This window comes from Sarcina ventriculi, assembly GCF_900456775.1.
In the GTDB taxonomy this organism is placed as follows: Bacteria; Bacillota; Clostridia; order Clostridiales; family Clostridiaceae; genus Sarcina; species Sarcina ventriculi.
In genome coordinates, this window is record NZ_UAUL01000001.1 from 396253 (window position 1) to 413334 (window position 17082).

Sequence of the window (17082 nt, forward strand, 5' to 3'; positions counted from 1 at the left end):
GCATCTCACTCCTTTTCAACTATTTAGGCTATATATTTTATTCATCTAAAGCAACCATAGTTACCATAAATAAAAGTAAAAGCTATAATATATTTTATTAGTTTTTATTATGTTTTGTTCTTAATTTTGAGTTAAAAAGTTAATTTAATAATATTTATGTTTATATCATAAAAAATTGCTAATAATATATAAGAACATTTTATTTATATAGAAATGTCAAAAAGAAAGGATGGTGACTACCCTATAATTTATAGGTAAAAATATGAGCTTAAACATTGGTATAAATAATAAAAAAACACTAAAAAATCTTAGAAAAATGACTAAAATCCCTAAAAAATCTTACAACAATTATTATTCTTATAAACACAATATTGAACCTTCTTACAATAATTATGAACATGATAAAACAACAAAGCATAAGCTTTTTAATCATGATTTTCTAGGAAATAATAAATGTTGCTTAAAAGAAATGATGGAAAGTAATAAATGTAAAACCCTTGCAATTGCAGGAGCTGGAATTTCTTTAGGTCTTTTAGGCGTATACATGTTAAAAAAAAGATATTAAAAATTTAGGCTGTATTTAAATACAGCCTAAATTCTATCTTGATATATCCGCAAATTCTCCAGAGGTAACTTTAATTAAATCGTCAGGTTTTAATTGGACTTGAACTCCTATTTTTCCAGCACTAACTACGATAATATCTAAATCCTTTGCTGAAATATCTATAAATGTCTTATACATTTTTTTCATTCCTATTGGAGAACATCCCCCTCTAATATACCCTGTATGCTTATTTATATCTTTAACAGGTATCATTTCAACATTTTTTTCTTTCGCAACTTTAGCAGCTTTTTTTAAATCAAGCTCACTCTCAACTGGAATAACAAAAACAAAAAGCTCTCTATCGCTTCCTTGTGTTACTAATGTTTTAAAAACCTCTTTAGGATTTTTATTTATTTTTTGTGCTACTGACACTCCATCTATTTTTCCATCTTTATTATCATATGTACTAACAATATACTCGATTTTCTTTGAATCTAATATACGCATAGCATTAGTCTTAACATTTCCCATTTTCATCACACCATTTCTATATTTTATAATTTTAAATAAAGCATATTTATTTTTACTATAATATTATATAATGTCTTTCCCACAAATAACATTATAAAAAAATTACCTATCATATGGATAATATCAAAAACAATTCCACTAATCCAGTATACAAAGGCTAAACCAGCACCACCAACAAAAATATATGATATAGCATAAAATGCTCCAAATAAGAAACCAAATGTAGCAGAAAACAATGAAAGTATGAAATAATTTTCTTTTAAATATTTACTTAAAATAATAGTTATCACACATAAAAGCGGCCATATTATCAAATATCCTAAAATCCATAGACCAAATCCATAAAAAATTCCCATTAACATAATAAATAGCGTTATACTATACAAAGTTTTGTATCTGTAAATAAGAGAAAAAATTATAATAAATAAACTTATAACCTCAATGTTTGGAATAAACTGAAATATATATTGACCTAAAAACATAAGCGAACCTAACATTGATAAAGTAACTAATTCCTTAACTGTGATTTTCATAATTTTTAAATTAGAACTCTAAAATTCTAATAACCTTTCTATTTAAATATATAAAATAAAAATAGGTACAACATTAATGTACCTATTTTTATTATATACAAAGTTAAACTATTTATTTAAAAACAAAAATAGATTATAAGCTAAACAAAACTTATAATCTATTTAGTAATTTATTTATTAAGTAATTTTTTAACATAATTAGGTAAAGCAAACGCACCTAAATGTAAATCTGTATTATAATACTTAGTCTCTAAATTTAATGAGTTCCAATAAGTTGCATTAAAATCCTTTGTTGGATGTAATACTTTTGACGCAAATCCAAACATCCAATGTCCTGATGCATAAGTTGGCATATTATATTGATAAGCCTCTGATATTGGGAATATCTCTCTTATCTTAGAGAAACTTCTTTGCATTTCTCTTGCATTATTGCTATAATAAGGACTTTCTCCTTGATTCACAAGAATACCTTTTTCAGTTAAAGCATTGTAGCAATCAGTATAGAACTCCTTAGTAAATAACCCTTCTCCAGGTCCTATTGGATCTGTTGAATCAACTATTATTAAATCATATTCGTTAACTTTTCCTTTAACAAACTCTAAACCATCTTGGAAATATAAATTAACTCTTGGATCATCTAATTTACATGCTGTAAATGGTAAAAATTCTTGAGAAGCCCTAACAACAACTTCATCAATTTCTACCATATCTATTTTCTCTATTGTAGAATATCTAGTTAATTCTCTAACAGTACCACCATCACCTGCTCCTATTACCAAAACATTTTTTATATCTTTATTTACTGACATAGGAACATGTACTATCATTTCATGATATATAAATTCGTCTTTCTCTGTTATCATTGTCCATCCATCGATAACTAGAACTCTTCCAAGTTCATATGTATCAATTATGTCAATTTGTTGAAAGTCACTTTTCTTTGAATAGACTGTTTCTTTTACTCTTGCTGAAAATTTTATATTTTCAGTTTGATTTTCTGTATACCAAAGTTCCATAGCTCTTCCTCCTTAGAAATATAACTTTTAAGCCATTGGCTTATGAACTATAATCTCATCTTCCACATTTGAAAATCTTCTTATTTTTTCAACCATACCTCTAGCTATTTCAGTTGATTCACTTCTTTCTGCTCTTAAAACATCTTCTAAATAGTCAAATCCATCCCATGGATTAACTGTATCTCCACAAGTATATAAATCTACTGAAGCATATCCATATTCTGGCCATGTATGAATTGTTAAGTGAGATTCTTGTATTATAACAGCACCGCTTACCCCCCAAGGATTAAATCTATGAAAACAGCTTGTAACTATTGTAGCATTAGCTCTTTCAGCAGCTTCACACATAAATTTTTCAATCAATTCATGATCCTTTAGTATCTCTCTATCACAATTATAATATTCTATTAGTATATGTCTGCCTAATTGCTCCACCTTCATTTGCAAATAACCTCCGAATATGATATTAGTATTTTTTATAAATCTAAAGTATAGTATTACTAAACTTAATATCCATTTATATTAAACATTGATTTTTATTATATACTATTTAATGTAAATGTCAACACCTATGTTGTGTTTATTTAGCTTATTTCCTCCATCTGTTTTGTATAACATAAATGTAGGAGTGGGGTTATACCACTCCTACATTATTATTATTGAAGATACGGTAAAGGATTTACATGTTGCCCATTTATCCTAATTTCAAAATGTAAATGTGGTCCTGTACTATATCCTGTCGAACCTACATAAGCTATTGTTTGTCCTTGACTCACACTTTGTCCAACAGATACTGCAAAACTTGATGCATGAGCATAAAGAGTGCTTGTACCATCTCCATGATCTATAATAATCATATTGCCATAAGCAGTATTATATGTAGCTGTCGTAACTACACCTGCCTTAGCTGCCACAATAGGCGAACCATAAGAAGCACCAAAATCAACTCCCGTATGAATACTATTAACTCCTGTTACAGGATGTATTCTTGGTCCATATGGGCAAGTAACTCCTCCACCAGAAGGTTTAATAAATCCACTACTACTACCTCCAACATTGCTTATAGCTGCTGTATTATCACCACTATATCTTGCAACTGATGTAGCGCTAGTTGTATTGCTAAAATATTGCTCTAAATTTGCATTATCCTCTTTATACTTATTTATCTCATCTTGTATGGCTCTTTCTTCATCAGTCAATTTTGCCATTTCTGCACTTTGTTCTTCTTCTAAACCTTTAAGTTCATTTACCTGATTTTCATATTGCTTAGTAACTTCACTAAGTTCTGCTTTTGCACTTTCTAAATCAGTTTTATCTTTTTCTACTTGAGATTTTCTATCTTCAAGATTAACCTTTTGATTTTGTAAATCTTCTTTCATTTCAGCTATTTGATTTATAAGGTCATTATCTGTTTGAACTAAAACCTTAACATTTGAAAGAACACTTATAATATCACCTAAATTATCGGCACTTAAAACAAGATTTAGAATTTCGCTTCCGATACTACTTTTATAAACTCCTCTTAATCTTTGTCCTAATATTTCTTCTCTCTCAGCAATCTCATTTTCTTTTATTGTTATGTCGTTTTCTATATTTTCTATTTCACTATTAAAATTATTTATCTGATTTTCTAAGTCACTTATTCTACTATTTAATTCATTTACCTTGTTTTGAGATTCATTAAGTAGTACATTTTTTTCATCTAATTGAGATTTTATTTCGTTTAACTTTTCTTCAACCTCACTTTTTTGCCCTACAATCTCTTGTTTCTCTTCATCTAAACTATTTATTTTATTCTCATTTTCTTTAATTTCTTGTCTAACTTCCTCTGCCGTCTGTGCTTGTACTTGAATACCAGTTGGTAATAAAACTGTATTACCTACTACTAAGCTTAATACCAATGCTGTTATTCTTGTCCTTTTCATTATTAAATCACCCACCATTTTATTTTTCCATGGCTATCTACATACATTACACAGTACATTTTATCTACACAATTACTTTCAATACTTATGAAATATTCGCATTCAATATAGGATTAACTTTTTATCCTAAAAATAGATAACCATGAATCCTCATTTCATAAAATACTCAATCTTAATAACATATTTAAGATTATTTAATTGCTTTGATAAAACTATATAATTTTTGCGCTTTATTTTATAACATATTATAGCATAATATATTTTTTAATACAAATTTTCAGTTTTATAGGTTTTTTATATAATTAACTTAAATTTGTTACCGTTATCCTTGTATAAATTTTTTTAGATATTTTTATTTTATAAAACTACTTTAAACCCTTTTATAATGGTAAATAACGTAAACTTATAATTATTATGATTTTATTGTTTTATATCCCATAAAAATTAAACTTATTTCTAAAAAAAGTTGTGAATCCTTTGAATTATTTACAAAAAATTCACAACTTTTAAATTAAATCTATTTTTATGCAGCTTTTATTTCAAAGCTCAAATTTTAACCGTTGTCTGCAAATTAATATCTTTTTAAACATTATTTACAGAACTAATTTACAGAATTATATTTTGAATAAGTATATTAAGAGCCATAAGAATTAATATAACCCCACCAGCAATTTCTGCATATTTTTGAAAAAAACTTCCTATTTTCTTTCCTAAAATAACTGCTATAAAACAAATAACAAAAGTTGTTAAACCTATTATTATAGCTGCTGAACTTATAGATACGTTTAAGAATGCAAAACTTACACCAACAGCTAATGCGTCTATACTAGTTGCAATAGCTAATGCTATTATTTGTTTATGCTTTAAATCAGATTTTACCTCTTCTTCATCACCACCCTTAAGTGAATCGTAAAGCATTTTTCCTCCAACAAGTAACAAAAGAGCAAAAGCTATATAATCATCAAAAGATAATATGTATTTCTCAAAATATCGACCTAATACCCATCCTATAATTGGCATTATAGCCTGAAAAGCTCCAAAATATGCTGCTAATTTTACTGCAAGCTTTATATGCTTTTTATCACCACTTCCTCCTTTCAATGCCATACCTTGAGTTAAAGATACAACAAAGGCATCCATAGCAAGACCTACTCCAGTTAAAAAAATTGTTAAAAAACTCATTAAAATAATTCCTCCTATATAATAATTCAAAATAAAAGACCTATGGGTAGTATGTTAATACTACCCATAGGTCTCGTTATTTAATATTAAGCCAGATTTTAAAAATCAAGATGTTGACTTAATAACTCTTATCTAAAATTGAGCTAACTACTCCCCTACGGCTTTAAACCTTAGGTTATTTAATTTACTAAATTATATTAACAAACACTTGCTATTATTGCAAGTATTTTATTTTATTAAAAAAATTTAAATACCTATCTAAACACATTTTACAATAAAAATTTTATAAATCTCAAATTATCTTTATAAAAGCACTGTCAAAGCTCTTTAAGTTAATTTGTCCTTGAACCCTTGCTCCATCTAAAAAATTTTCTCCATTTATCCACTTTAAATTTATAGTATATGGTTTATCATCTATATTAACAGCAAAAACTACTTTTTCCCCATTATATTCCCTTAAAAAAGCAAATTGATTATTAGTTTGAAAAATAGTTTTATAACTTCCAATTTGTAATGCTTTACTCTTTTTTCTTATTTGACATAATTTTTGAATATAATCTGATAAAAAATTTTTAATAGGTTTTTCTAAACTTGGTCTTAAAACACTATCTCCTTTAGATTTTTCGCCCTCTATTCCCCATTCTGAACCGTAATATATAGAAGGTATTCCTGGCATTGCAAACATTAATGCATATCCTAAAGGAATATGGGCTTTTTCTTTTATTATAGTAGCAAATCTCGTTACATCATGATTATCTACAAAAGTATATAAAAGTTTATTTTTATATAAAGACCACCCTTCTTCTCCAAATTGTCTGTTTAAAGAATATCCAATTTCAAACATATTTCTTGAATTGAAACTTGAGTAAATTCCCTTATAACACTCATAATTTGTAACTGAATCCATCATGGTATCATTCATAATTGAATTATAATCACCATGAATCATTTCACCCATAAGCCAAAAATCTCTACCACTTTTCTTTGTCATATTATGAACTTCTTTTATAAAGTCATGATTTAAAGAATAAGCCACATCAAATCTTATGCCATCTATTAAAAATTCATCTATCCAAAATTTAATAACACTTAATAAATAATCTCTAACTTCTTTATTAAATAAGTTAAGTTTTACAAGTTCATAATGACCTTCCCAACCTTCATACCAAAATCCATCATTATAAGGACTATTTCCTGCTAAATTGATATTAAACCATTCTTTATGAGAACGATTTTTTAAAAATTCAGAAAACGCCCAAAAATTTCTTCCCACATGATTAAAAACACCATCTAAGACAATTCTAATTCCAAAACTATGCAAAATTTTACAAACCTCTTTAAAATCCTCGTTAGTTCCAAGTCTTCTATCTATTTTTAAATAATTGGCTGTATCATAACCGTGACTACTTGATTCAAATACAGGGCCTAAAAACACTGTATTAACCCCTAAATCTTTTAAATATTGTGCCCACTCTCCGACTTTTTTTATCCTGTTTATAGGTTTCATTTTAAAATCGTTAAACTGTTGTGCATTACAAAAGCCTAAAGGATAAATATGATAAATAATTGCATTTTCATACCACATATAAACTCATCTCCATTCTTCAATTCTTAAAATACCTTGCGTCTTAATAGAATTAAACATAATATTTAAAATAATTATCTCTCCATATATTTTATGTTTTTAAAATTTAATGTTTAATCCTATAAATTAAAATAATCCCACAGTACTTAATTATTTCATACTGTGAGATTCTATATTCTTCAAACTTAAATTATATTTTTAATTTACGATTAATATTTAAATTATATTGCTAACTTAGTAAATAATAGCTTCCTTTAATCGCTCTATTGCAACATCTATTGTAGAATCATTTAATATGTGTTTTTCTCCAAATGTCTTATATAAATTTATTCTTTCATTATATAAGTCATACAATCGGTCTTTTTTATCCTTTAAAAGTGGTCTATTTTCTATGTCTATATCACTTACTATTAAATCTAACGATCTATTTATAAATATAATTGTAAAATTTTTAAAATAATCAATATTTTGTTTTCTCGTTACAATTCCACCGCCTGATGATATTACAACTCCTTTTAATTTTCCCAGTTTTTCAGATGTAGTGGTTTCTATATCTCTAAAAGTTTTTTCTCCACTTTTAAAAATTTCTACTATACTCTTTCCCGTTTTTTCTTCTATAAATCTATCCATATCAACAAAATCATATCCTATGCTTTTTGCTAATTTTTCACCTAAAGTTGTCTTGCCACAACCTGGCATACCAATTAATAAAACACTTTTCCCCAAGCAGTTTACACCTCTTTATTATTTAGAATATTCTTTAATCTTTCATATATTATATCTAGTATCTCATTATCTATTTTTATATCATTCCAAATCTCCTCTGCTTTCACGCCTTGTCCAACTAGCATATACAATCCATCAATACATTTTAACCCTAAATCTTTAGCCATCTTTAAAAATTTAGTTTCTAATGGATTATAAACTATATCTACGGCAACATTAAAATTAATTATTACTTTCTTGTCAACTGGTGAAAAATCTATTTTAGGATACATTCCAACAGGAGTTGTATTTATTATGCAATATCCTTTTTTCCTTTTTAAATCATCATAATCAATGACATTTACATCAAAGCCACTAAAACTTTCTTTTGCATTTTTTTTATTTCTTGAAACTAAATTTATTGATTCTGCCCCATTATCCTCAAGATAAGCAACAACAGCTTTTGCTGCTCCCCCAGAACCTAAAACATAAAAATCTTTTCCTTTTATAGAAATACTTCCTTTAGATAACATATATCCAAAACCATAATAATCCGTATTATATCCGAAAACTTTATTATCTATAATTTTAACAGTATTTATAGCACCAATTCTTTTAGCCTCAGAAGATATAAATTCAATTTGCTTTATAATATCTTCTTTATAAGGAATTGTTACATTAACTCCTTGTATATTTAAAGTTTTAACACTATCTAAAGCCTTACAAAAATTCTCTTTTTTTATTTCAAATAAAGCATATGTTCCTTCTATATTTAACTTTTTAAAAATTATCCTATGTATTTTAGGAGATAAACTATGACCTAACTTCTCCCCTAATAATCCAAAATTCATCATTTGTTACCTCTTATCCTTATCACTTAAAGCTCTTTGATAGTCTTTACTTAAATCCATAAGACAATGAAGCATTTTTTCTCCATATTTCTTTATATCTTTATTTTTTATTTTAGATAAATTTTTTTCTATAACTTGGTCTTCTCTTTCCTTATTAAATATAGGTAAATTATTTTTTATCTTATAGTCCGCCACGCTTGTAGCTATTTCCATTCTTTCTTCAAAAAGCGCTATAAGTGTATCATCTATTTCGTCTATTCTTTTTCTGCACTCATTTAAATCTTTCAAAAAATCACCTCTTTCATATAAATTATAAAAGTTCTAATACAGCTAACGCCGCTATTGCCTCTATTACAACAACAGCCCTTTGAACAATACAAGGATCGTGTCGCCCTTCTATCTTTAATATTCCCTCTTCCATTGTTTTTATATTTACAGTTCTTTGTTCTTTACTTATAGATGGCGTCGGTTTTATTGCAACTCTAAAAACAACTGGCATTCCATTTGTTATCCCTCCAACTATTCCACCATTATTATTTGTATATGTCCTAATCTTACGATTTTCAATGTAATATTCATCATTTACTTTTGATGCATTTTCTTTTGCAAAGTCAAATCCTAATCCAAACTCTATTCCTTTTACTGCTGGAACTGAAAAAGCTAAATGAGCTATTACACTTTCTAAAGAATCAAAAAATGGATTACCAATACCAGGGTTTATTCCTATCAAACTACACTCTATGGCTCCCCCCACAGAATCTCCATTTTGTCTTGCATTTAGTATCTCTCTCTTTATTTCATCTATTTTCTCATTATTTAACAAAGGCAACTCTTTGACTGATATAGAATCTAAAACTTCTTTATTTAAATTAACTCTATCAAAGCTATCATCCTCAACTTTTCCAACCCTTTGTATATGAGCACCTACATAAATTCCTTTTGATTCTAATATTTGTTTTGCTAAAGCCCCAGCAAACACTAAAGGAGCTGTTATCCTTCCTGAAAAATGACCTCCACCCCTATAATCATTAAACCCATTATATTTAACAAAACCAGAAAAATCTCCATGACTTGGTCTCACTAAATTCTTTATCTTTGAATAATCTTTAGATTTTGTATCATTATTTTTAATTATTACAGAAAGTGGGGTTCCAGTTGTATATCCCTCAAAAAAACCACTTAAAATTTCAAAATTATCTCCTTCTTTTCTTTGAGTAGACAAAGTATTTCTTCCAGGAGCACGCCTTGCCATATCTTTTTTTATTTTCTCTAAATCTATCTCTATGCCAGGTTCGATACCATTTATAACAATACCAATAGCCTTGCCATGAGATTCACCAAAAATAGATAAATTTATCTTTTTTCCAAAATTCCCACTCATTCTATTTTTCCTCCTAAACTTTCGAAATCACTCCAAAAATTCGGATAAGATTTTTTAACACATTCTCCATTATCTATAACCACATTCCCTATACATACAGTAGATGCAATAGCTAAACTCATAGCTATTCTATGATCATTATGACTTGAAACTTTTCCACCCTTAAGATTTTTTACACCATTTATTATAAGACCATCATCAGTTTCTTTAATATCTGCACCTAAAGTTTTAAGTTCTGTAGCTATTGCACTTAATCTATCACATTCCTTTATTCTAAGCCTTTCTCCATTAATTATTCTTGTTTCGCCCTTCGCTACCGAAGCAACAACAGCTATAATAGGAATTATATCAGGACATTGTGATGCATCAATTACACTTGCCTTTAACTCTTTACTAACTATACTTAATCCTATTTTTTTATCTTCCTTAAACTCTTTTATTAAAGTATTGCCCATATTCTCTAAAATATCCAAAACCTCTTTATCACCTTGTTTTGATTTTTCTTCCAAATCATAACATACAATGTTATTTCCTAATGCTCCAGCTGCAAAAAAGAAAGCTCCTTGAGAATAATCTCCTTCAACCCTGTAATTAAAAGGCTTATAACTTTGATTCCCTTTAATCCTAAATTCTTTATAATTTAAATTTTCTATTTTAATTCCAAACTTATCTAACATAAATAAAGTTAAATCAATATATCCCTTAGACTCAAGATTAGTTGTTATGACTATTTTTGAATCACCATCTAAAAGAGGAAGCGCAAATAAAAGTCCGCTTATAAATTGAGAACTTATATTACCCTCTACTCTAAATTCATCAGCTTTTAAATTTCCCTTAACAAAAGTATTTAAAATACCCTCATCATAGGTATAGGCAATCCCTTGCTTTCTAAAAATATCATAATATGTTTTTAAAGGTCTTTTTCCTAAATTACCTTTACCTAAAAACCTTGATTCTCCATTTTTTATCAAAGCTATAGGCATTAAAAATCTTAAAGTTGACCCAGACTCATTACAATCTATAACCCTTGAATCATTACTAAATATATTTTCTCCATTTATTATAAGTCTATCTTTATCCTCAATTATATTTACTCCTAAAGCCCTCATAGCATTTATGGTTGCTATAATATCATCAGAATACTCAATATTTTCTATGATGCTATTTCCCTTGCTAAGACCTGCACATATAATAGCCCTGTGAGCCATGCTTTTTGAAGGCGGTATCTTCAAAGAACCACCTAACCTTTTAGGAATTATAGTTACTTCTTTCATTTTTCCTCCATTTTACTTAACATTCTAAACCATTAAAAAAACTAATATCTGTTTTATAAATAAAACTCTCTCCTATATCTTTTAGTAATATAACATTTAAATTACCTTCTAAATTTTTTTTATCACTCAATATAGACCTTTTAATTTCCTCGTTGTTTACTCTCTTACAAGTTTCAAAAGGAAGATTATATTTTATCAATAAATTTTTTATTTTCTCTGCTGTTTTAGGTTTTGTTAAAGCTAAACTTTCACTTATTTTAGTTATTAAATACATTCCAATGCCAACACCCTCACCATGAGTATAGCGTTCAAAACCATAGTTAACCTCTATACTATGACCTAATGTATGACCAAAGTTTAATATCATTCTTTCTCCAGTATCTTTTTCATCATTTTCAACCACTTGCCTTTTTATATCACAACAAGTATATATTATCTCATCTATATTTTCTAAAAACTCTATCTTATCTCTAAAAATACTTAATTTCTCAAAAAGGCTTTTATCTTTTATACATCCATATTTTATTACCTCTCCCATACCATCATTTAAAAATTTTTCTGGAAGAGTTTCTAACATTTTAGTATCAATTAAAACAAGACTTGGTTGATAAAAAGCACCTACTAAATTTTTTCCCCTATCAATATCAATTCCAACTTTCCCTCCAACACTTGAATCTACTTGAGCTAAAAGTGATGTTGGTATTTGAATAAATTTTACTCCTCTTAAAAAAGTAGCAGCTATAAATCCTGCTAAATCTCCCACAACTCCTCCACCAAAAGCAACTATTAAGTCACTCCTTGTTAAATTAAAATCTAAAAGTTTATCATATATTGGAATAACAGTGTTAAAATTTTTGCTCTTTTCACCTGGAGTTATTGAAACTACATTAACTAAAAAGCCTTCATTTTTTAGTACATCACTTAAAAAATCTCCATATAAACTATTTAAATTATCATCAGTTATTACACATATCTTTTTTCCATTAAAAACTTCTTTTATAAGTTTTCCAAAATCTTTTTTCAAATTTTTATCTATTAAAATATTATAACTTCTATCTTTAAGATTAACTTTTAATTTTTTCAATATAAGTCAACTCTTTTCTTTAAATTTCTCTATCTACTGCATTTGCTATTTTCTTTAGTTTTTCAACCAATATTTTATATTCTTCAGGAGTTATTGATTGTTGCCCATCACAAAGAGCATTTTTAGGGTCATTATGAACCTCTATTATAAGTCCATCCGCTCCTGCTGCTATGGCAGCTTTAGATAAAGGCTCTACCATCCATGATTTACCCGTTGCATGACTTGGGTCTATTATAATTGGAAGATGACTTAATTTTTTAATTACAGGAATCGCACTTAAATCTAAAGTATTTCTTGTATAATTTTCAAAAGTTCTTACACCTCTTTCACAAAGAATAACTTGCTCATTACCCCCAGCCATTATATATTCAGCTGACATTAATAATTCCTCTATAGTTGCTGATAATCCTCTTTTTAAAAGTATTGGCTTTTTTATTTTTCCAAGTTCTTTTAAAAGGTCAAAATTTTGCATATTTCTTGCTCCAACTTGTATTATATCTACCTCTTCATTAAATTTTTCAATCATACTTGTTGACATTATTTCAGTAACTATGGGTAGTCCAGTTTTCTTTTTAGCTAATTTTAAAAGTTCTAGTCCTTGAAGTTCTAATCCTTGAAAACTATATGGTGAAGTTCTTGGCTTAAACGCCCCACCTCTTAGAAATCCTGCTCCACACATTTTAACACTAGAAGCAATATTAGTTATTTGTTCTGCACTTTCTACTGAACATGGACCTGCAATTAACGCAATCTTTTCCCCACCAATTTTTTGTCCTAATACATCGTATACTGAATTTAAAGGATGAAACATTCTATTTGCCTTTTTAAACGGCTCTTGAACTTTAGTTATTTTCTCAACTATTTTATTACCCTCTAATTTTTTCTCATCTATTAGAGTAGTATCCCCAACTAAACCTATTACTGATTTTTCAAATCCTTCAATTAAGGAAGCACTTACACCTAAGTCTTCTACCTCTTTTATTAATCTTTCAATATCTTCACTTTTTGTTTTGGGATTTAATTTTACTATCATTTTTGCTCTCCTTAAATTGTATTTGTATCTTTATTATTATGGTTTTATATGTACAAAATTCTATTTTTATTTTAAATAATTATTTTTTAATCATCGCAACACCCTCTCCTAATTATATTATATGTAAAATTCATTAAAATTTTAAAATCTAATAAAAAACTCTTGACTTAGAGTTAACTTTAAGTATTAAAATGAATTTAAGTTACGATGTTGAAGTAACTTTAACATAAAAGAATAAATAAGGCAATAAAACTTCATACTAAAATACTAGGTAAACAAAGTTATACCAAATGTATTTAGATTAAAAATTTATGATAAAAATAAGTTTTTCAAAATATTTATAAATTGGAGGAAAAGATATGTATTTAGAAAAAATTAATGGTCCAGAAGATATTAAAAAATTAAAAAAAGAACAACTTCAAACATTAGCAGACGAAACTAGAAACGCTCTAATTAATAAAATAAGTAATGTTGGTGGACACAGTGGACCTAATCTTGGAGTAGTAGAATTAACTATTGCTATGCACTATGTATTTGATTCACCAAAAGATAAGATAGTATTTGATGTATCTCACCAATCTTACCCTCACAAAATTCTTACTGGAAGAAAACAAGCATTTATGGATTCAAATCATTTTGGTGATGTAACTGGTTATACAAATCCATTAGAAAGTGAACATGATTTATTTACAATAGGACACACTTCAACGTCTGTATCTCTTGCTTTAGGTCTTGCAAAAGGTAGAGATTTGAAAAAAAACAATGAAAATGTTATTGCAATCATTGGTGATGGTTCACTTTCAGGTGGTGAGGCTTTAGAAGCACTTGATTATGCTGGAGAATATAAAAATAATTTAATTATTATAGTTAACGATAACGACCAAAGCATAGCTGAAAACCATGGTGGTATCTATAAAACATTAAAAGAATTAAGAGAAAATAATGGTGAAAGTAACCACAATATGTTTAAAGCCTTTGGTTTAGAATATAAATATTTAGATGATGGACACAATATAGAAAAATTAATAGAACTTTTTGAAAGCGTAAAAGGAATTGATCATCCTATTGTTCTTCATATTCATACTATAAAAGGTAAGGGACTTTCATATGCAGAAGCAAACCGTGAGTTATGGCATGCTGGAGGCCCATTTAACATAGAAGACGGTTCATCAAAAGGTGGTGGCTTCAATCTTGATCCAACAGTATTTGAATCTTTAAAAGAATTACTTGATAATAATGATAAAGCCGTAGTACTAAATGCTGGAACACCTATGGTACTTGGATTTATGAAAGATGTTAGAGAAGAATATGTTAAAAGAGGGCAATTTATAGACGTCGGAATTGCAGAGGAAAATGCAGTTGCTATGAGTAGCGGTATTGCTAAAAACGGTGGTACAGCTGTATTTGGTACATTTGCTCCATTTTTCCAAAGAACTTATGACCAAATATCTCATGACCTTTGCTTAAATGATAACCCTGCAACTATGCTTGTAGTATCACCTGGTATATATGGTATGAATACAAATACTCATATTGCATTATGTGATATTCAAATGTTTGCTCATATCCCAAATCTTATTTATCTTGCTCCAGCAAGCAAAGAAGAATATAGACAAATGTTTAAATTTGCAACAACACAAAAAGAGCATCCAGTAGCAATTAGAGTTCCTGTTGTATTTACGCAATCAGGCGTAGAAGATACCACAGATTATTCTGTATATAATAAAAATAAAGTAGAAATTAAAGGTTCTAAAGTTGCAATTTTTGCTGTAGGTGCTATGTTACCAATGGCATTAGAAACTGCAAAGAAAGTAAAAGAGGAAACTGGACTTGAAATTACTGTAATTAATCCTAGATTCTTAACTGGATTAGACGAAGAATTACTAACTAAATTAAAAGAAAACCATGAACTAGTTATCACACTAGAAGATGGAGAACTAATTGGTGGTTACGGTCAAACAATAGCTTCATTCTATGGCGACATGAATATCAAAGTAAAAAATTATGGAATCTCAAAAGCTTTCCATACAGATTTTAAAGCCGATGAATTATTAGCTGAAAATGGAATGTCTGTAGAACAATTAACTGCTTATATTAAAAAATCTGTTTACTAATAAAAAAACTAAAAAAACAGATTAAAAAATGTTATAAGCATAAACATTAAAATATTTATAGAGTAGGTAAAAGTATAACCTACTCTATTATTTTTTATATTCAATTAAAATTCTTTAATCGATAATATTTTTTCCATAAAATATATAGTTCCTCTAAAACCAACAAATGGATTATATGGATTTACCTTTACCTCTTCAAAATTAGGATTACTTATTTGTATATCAAGATTACTTTTATGTTTCATCTTTAAAGTTCCACCATCTGCTAATAACATAGCTAGTGATTCATTTTCTAAATATTTTAATATGTTTAATTCTCCGCTATCTACAATTACGCCTTCATCATCTACTTTGCAATTATGAATAATTTCAGCTCTATGAACATTAAAATTTAATTCTTTCATAAATTCCTTAACTGATAATAAAGTATCTTTATCAGCAAATATAGCAATATTTTTATTTTTAAGTAATTTTATTTTCATATTTACTCTAAACATATGTTTTTTTATAAGCTTTTCTTCCTCTTTTATGTTATCCAAGTTTATAACATAATTAGTTTTTTCTTTTATCATATCTATCCATTTCATAGTTTGAGTAAAGCCTATAGGCTTATAATATATATATGGTATTTTAAATTTATTTTCCATATACACCGCTGCTTTTAGCCCTTCTCCTCTAAGCACTATATTTAAATTAGCCTTAGATGCATTTTCTAAACTTTCTATATCTGTATAAGCTGTAAATATAGTATTAACTTCTTTATTAAATATAGATTTCATCATTCTTTTAATTTCTTCACAATCAGATAAAAAATTAAAACAATCTATATTAGAACCAATGATATTAAATGTATCTGTTTTCTCCAAATTATCTTTTACTATATTTTTAGCTATTAATTCAAATCCCTTTTCAACTCCTCTATTATAATCATCTTTTAATCCCCCTATATCAATAGGTATAATCTTAGCATTTACTTCGTGACTAATTTCACTACATATACCATGTATATCACTACCTATAATTGATGTTATAGAAGATGTTAAAACAAATATATATTTAGGTTTAATATTTATATCTATTTCTCTTATTGAATCTATTAATCTATCATAAGAACCAAAAGTTATATCTGTCTCTGACATATGCGTTGAATATATTTTAGCTAAAGCTTCTCCATTTAATTGACCTATAGCCTCAACTGCGTAATGGGTTGTCCCAGTTGGGCCAAACTCTACTATACATGCATTTTCTATTGTACATAGCGTCCATATTAATCCCATTCTATCTGATGGTACTACTAAATTTTTATAAAGTTTCATATTTACCC

General features: G+C 27.7%; 17 protein-coding genes. 2 read left to right on the plus strand and 15 right to left on the minus strand.

Translation table 11 applies throughout. The features are described from left to right. The first annotated feature begins 262 nt into the window (after positions 1–262). Positions 263–565: a hypothetical protein gene (locus tag DR020_RS01755; RefSeq protein ID WP_055258358.1), complete on the plus strand. Its 303-nt coding sequence runs from the start codon at positions 263–265 to the stop codon at positions 563–565. Between the two features lie 33 nt (positions 566–598). Here DR020_RS01755 and ybaK read toward each other — a convergent pair whose 3' ends face one another. The 14 genes from ybaK to aroF all read right to left on the minus strand — a co-directional run bounded on the left by ybaK (position 599) and on the right by aroF (position 13644). Next, positions 599–1084 (minus strand): Cys-tRNA(Pro) deacylase, encoded by a 486-nt coding sequence (ybaK, locus tag DR020_RS01760; RefSeq protein WP_407695570.1) that lies wholly within the window; start codon positions 1082–1084, stop codon positions 599–601. Positions 1085–1098: 14 nt separating this feature from the next. Then, entirely contained in the window at positions 1099–1608 is a 510-nt protein-coding gene (locus DR020_RS01765; RefSeq protein WP_112365090.1) for a hypothetical protein, read from the minus strand. 170 nt (positions 1609–1778) lie between these two features. Next, positions 1779–2624, minus strand: a complete 846-nt coding sequence (gene speE, locus DR020_RS01770) for a polyamine aminopropyltransferase (protein WP_058992878.1) — start codon at positions 2622–2624, stop codon at positions 1779–1781. Between the two features lie 27 nt (positions 2625–2651). After that, entirely contained in the window at positions 2652–3059 is a 408-nt protein-coding gene (speD, locus tag DR020_RS01775) for an adenosylmethionine decarboxylase (protein WP_201784285.1), read from the minus strand. A 221-nt stretch (positions 3060–3280) separates the two neighbouring features. Beyond that, positions 3281–4549: a murein hydrolase activator EnvC family protein gene (locus DR020_RS01780; protein ID WP_070101182.1), complete on the minus strand. Its 1269-nt coding sequence runs from the start codon at positions 4547–4549 to the stop codon at positions 3281–3283. 606 nt (positions 4550–5155) lie between these two features. Beyond that, on the minus strand, positions 5156–5731 hold the full coding sequence (locus DR020_RS01785; protein ID WP_055258348.1) for a manganese efflux pump MntP: 576 nt from the start codon (positions 5729–5731) through the stop codon (positions 5156–5158). Between the two features lie 292 nt (positions 5732–6023). Beyond that, positions 6024–7316: an alpha-amylase family glycosyl hydrolase gene (locus DR020_RS01790; RefSeq protein ID WP_112365091.1), complete on the minus strand. Its 1293-nt coding sequence runs from the start codon at positions 7314–7316 to the stop codon at positions 6024–6026. Between the two features lie 234 nt (positions 7317–7550). Then, a complete protein-coding gene (locus tag DR020_RS01795; protein WP_235804568.1) occupies positions 7551–8042 on the minus strand; it encodes a shikimate kinase in 492 nt (163 codons plus the stop codon). Between the two features lie 5 nt (positions 8043–8047). Next, complete coding sequence (gene aroE / locus DR020_RS01800) at positions 8048–8875, minus strand: shikimate dehydrogenase (RefSeq protein ID WP_112365092.1); 828 nt, start codon at positions 8873–8875, stop codon at positions 8048–8050. 3 nt (positions 8876–8878) lie between these two features. Next, entirely contained in the window at positions 8879–9160 is a 282-nt protein-coding gene (locus DR020_RS01805; RefSeq protein WP_112365093.1) for a chorismate mutase, read from the minus strand. 22 nt (positions 9161–9182) lie between these two features. Continuing rightward, a complete protein-coding gene (gene aroC, locus DR020_RS01810) occupies positions 9183–10253 on the minus strand; it encodes a chorismate synthase (RefSeq protein ID WP_112365094.1) in 1071 nt (356 codons plus the stop codon). Next, a complete protein-coding gene (gene aroA, locus DR020_RS01815) occupies positions 10250–11527 on the minus strand; it encodes a 3-phosphoshikimate 1-carboxyvinyltransferase (protein WP_112365095.1) in 1278 nt (425 codons plus the stop codon). The genes aroC and aroA overlap by 4 nt, the downstream gene beginning before the upstream one ends. A 16-nt stretch (positions 11528–11543) precedes the next feature. Then, positions 11544–12611 carry a 3-dehydroquinate synthase gene (gene aroB / locus DR020_RS01820; RefSeq protein ID WP_112365096.1) on the minus strand — a complete coding sequence of 356 codons (1068 nt, stop codon included), beginning with the start codon at positions 12609–12611 and terminating at the stop codon, positions 11544–11546. 19 nt (positions 12612–12630) lie between these two features. Beyond that, positions 12631–13644 (minus strand): 3-deoxy-7-phosphoheptulonate synthase, encoded by a 1014-nt coding sequence (gene aroF / locus DR020_RS01825; protein ID WP_112365097.1) that lies wholly within the window; start codon positions 13642–13644, stop codon positions 12631–12633. Between the two features lie 359 nt (positions 13645–14003). On the opposite strand from aroF, the gene DR020_RS01830 reads away from it, so the two are divergent. Further along, the gene (locus tag DR020_RS01830; protein WP_112365098.1) at positions 14004–15758 is read left to right on the plus strand and encodes a 1-deoxy-D-xylulose-5-phosphate synthase; all 1755 of its coding nucleotides are present in this window, start codon (positions 14004–14006) and stop codon (positions 15756–15758) included. 104 nt (positions 15759–15862) lie between these two features. Here DR020_RS01830 and DR020_RS01835 read toward each other — a convergent pair whose 3' ends face one another. Beyond that, positions 15863–17074 (minus strand): nitrogenase component 1, encoded by a 1212-nt coding sequence (locus DR020_RS01835; protein ID WP_112365099.1) that lies wholly within the window; start codon positions 17072–17074, stop codon positions 15863–15865. Between the last annotated feature and the right edge of the window lie 8 nt (positions 17075–17082).

What these genes read in the sequence shown, in the direction of transcription:
- aroE (WP_112365092.1), bottom strand. Translation starts at nt 8,875, where the DNA reads ATGATGAATTTTGGATTATTAGGGGAGAAGTTAGGTCATAGTTTATCT.
- DR020_RS01830 (WP_112365098.1), top strand. Translation starts at nt 14,004, where the DNA reads ATGTATTTAGAAAAAATTAATGGTCCAGAAGATATTAAAAAATTAAAA.
- DR020_RS01835 (WP_112365099.1), bottom strand. Translation starts at nt 17,074, where the DNA reads ATGAAACTTTATAAAAATTTAGTAGTACCATCAGATAGAATGGGATTA.
- speE (WP_058992878.1), bottom strand. Translation starts at nt 2,624, where the DNA reads ATGGAACTTTGGTATACAGAAAATCAAACTGAAAATATAAAATTTTCA.
- DR020_RS01755 (WP_055258358.1), top strand. Translation starts at nt 263, where the DNA reads ATGAGCTTAAACATTGGTATAAATAATAAAAAAACACTAAAAAATCTT.
- aroC (WP_112365094.1), bottom strand. Translation starts at nt 10,253, where the DNA reads ATGAGTGGGAATTTTGGAAAAAAGATAAATTTATCTATTTTTGGTGAA.
- aroF (WP_112365097.1), bottom strand. Translation starts at nt 13,644, where the DNA reads ATGATAGTAAAATTAAATCCCAAAACAAAAAGTGAAGATATTGAAAGA.
- aroA (WP_112365095.1), bottom strand. Translation starts at nt 11,527, where the DNA reads ATGAAAGAAGTAACTATAATTCCTAAAAGGTTAGGTGGTTCTTTGAAG.
- DR020_RS01785 (WP_055258348.1), bottom strand. Translation starts at nt 5,731, where the DNA reads ATGAGTTTTTTAACAATTTTTTTAACTGGAGTAGGTCTTGCTATGGAT.
- DR020_RS01790 (WP_112365091.1), bottom strand. Translation starts at nt 7,316, where the DNA reads ATGTGGTATGAAAATGCAATTATTTATCATATTTATCCTTTAGGCTTT.
- DR020_RS01780 (WP_070101182.1), bottom strand. Translation starts at nt 4,549, where the DNA reads ATGAAAAGGACAAGAATAACAGCATTGGTATTAAGCTTAGTAGTAGGT.
- DR020_RS01765 (WP_112365090.1), bottom strand. Translation starts at nt 1,608, where the DNA reads ATGAAAATCACAGTTAAGGAATTAGTTACTTTATCAATGTTAGGTTCG.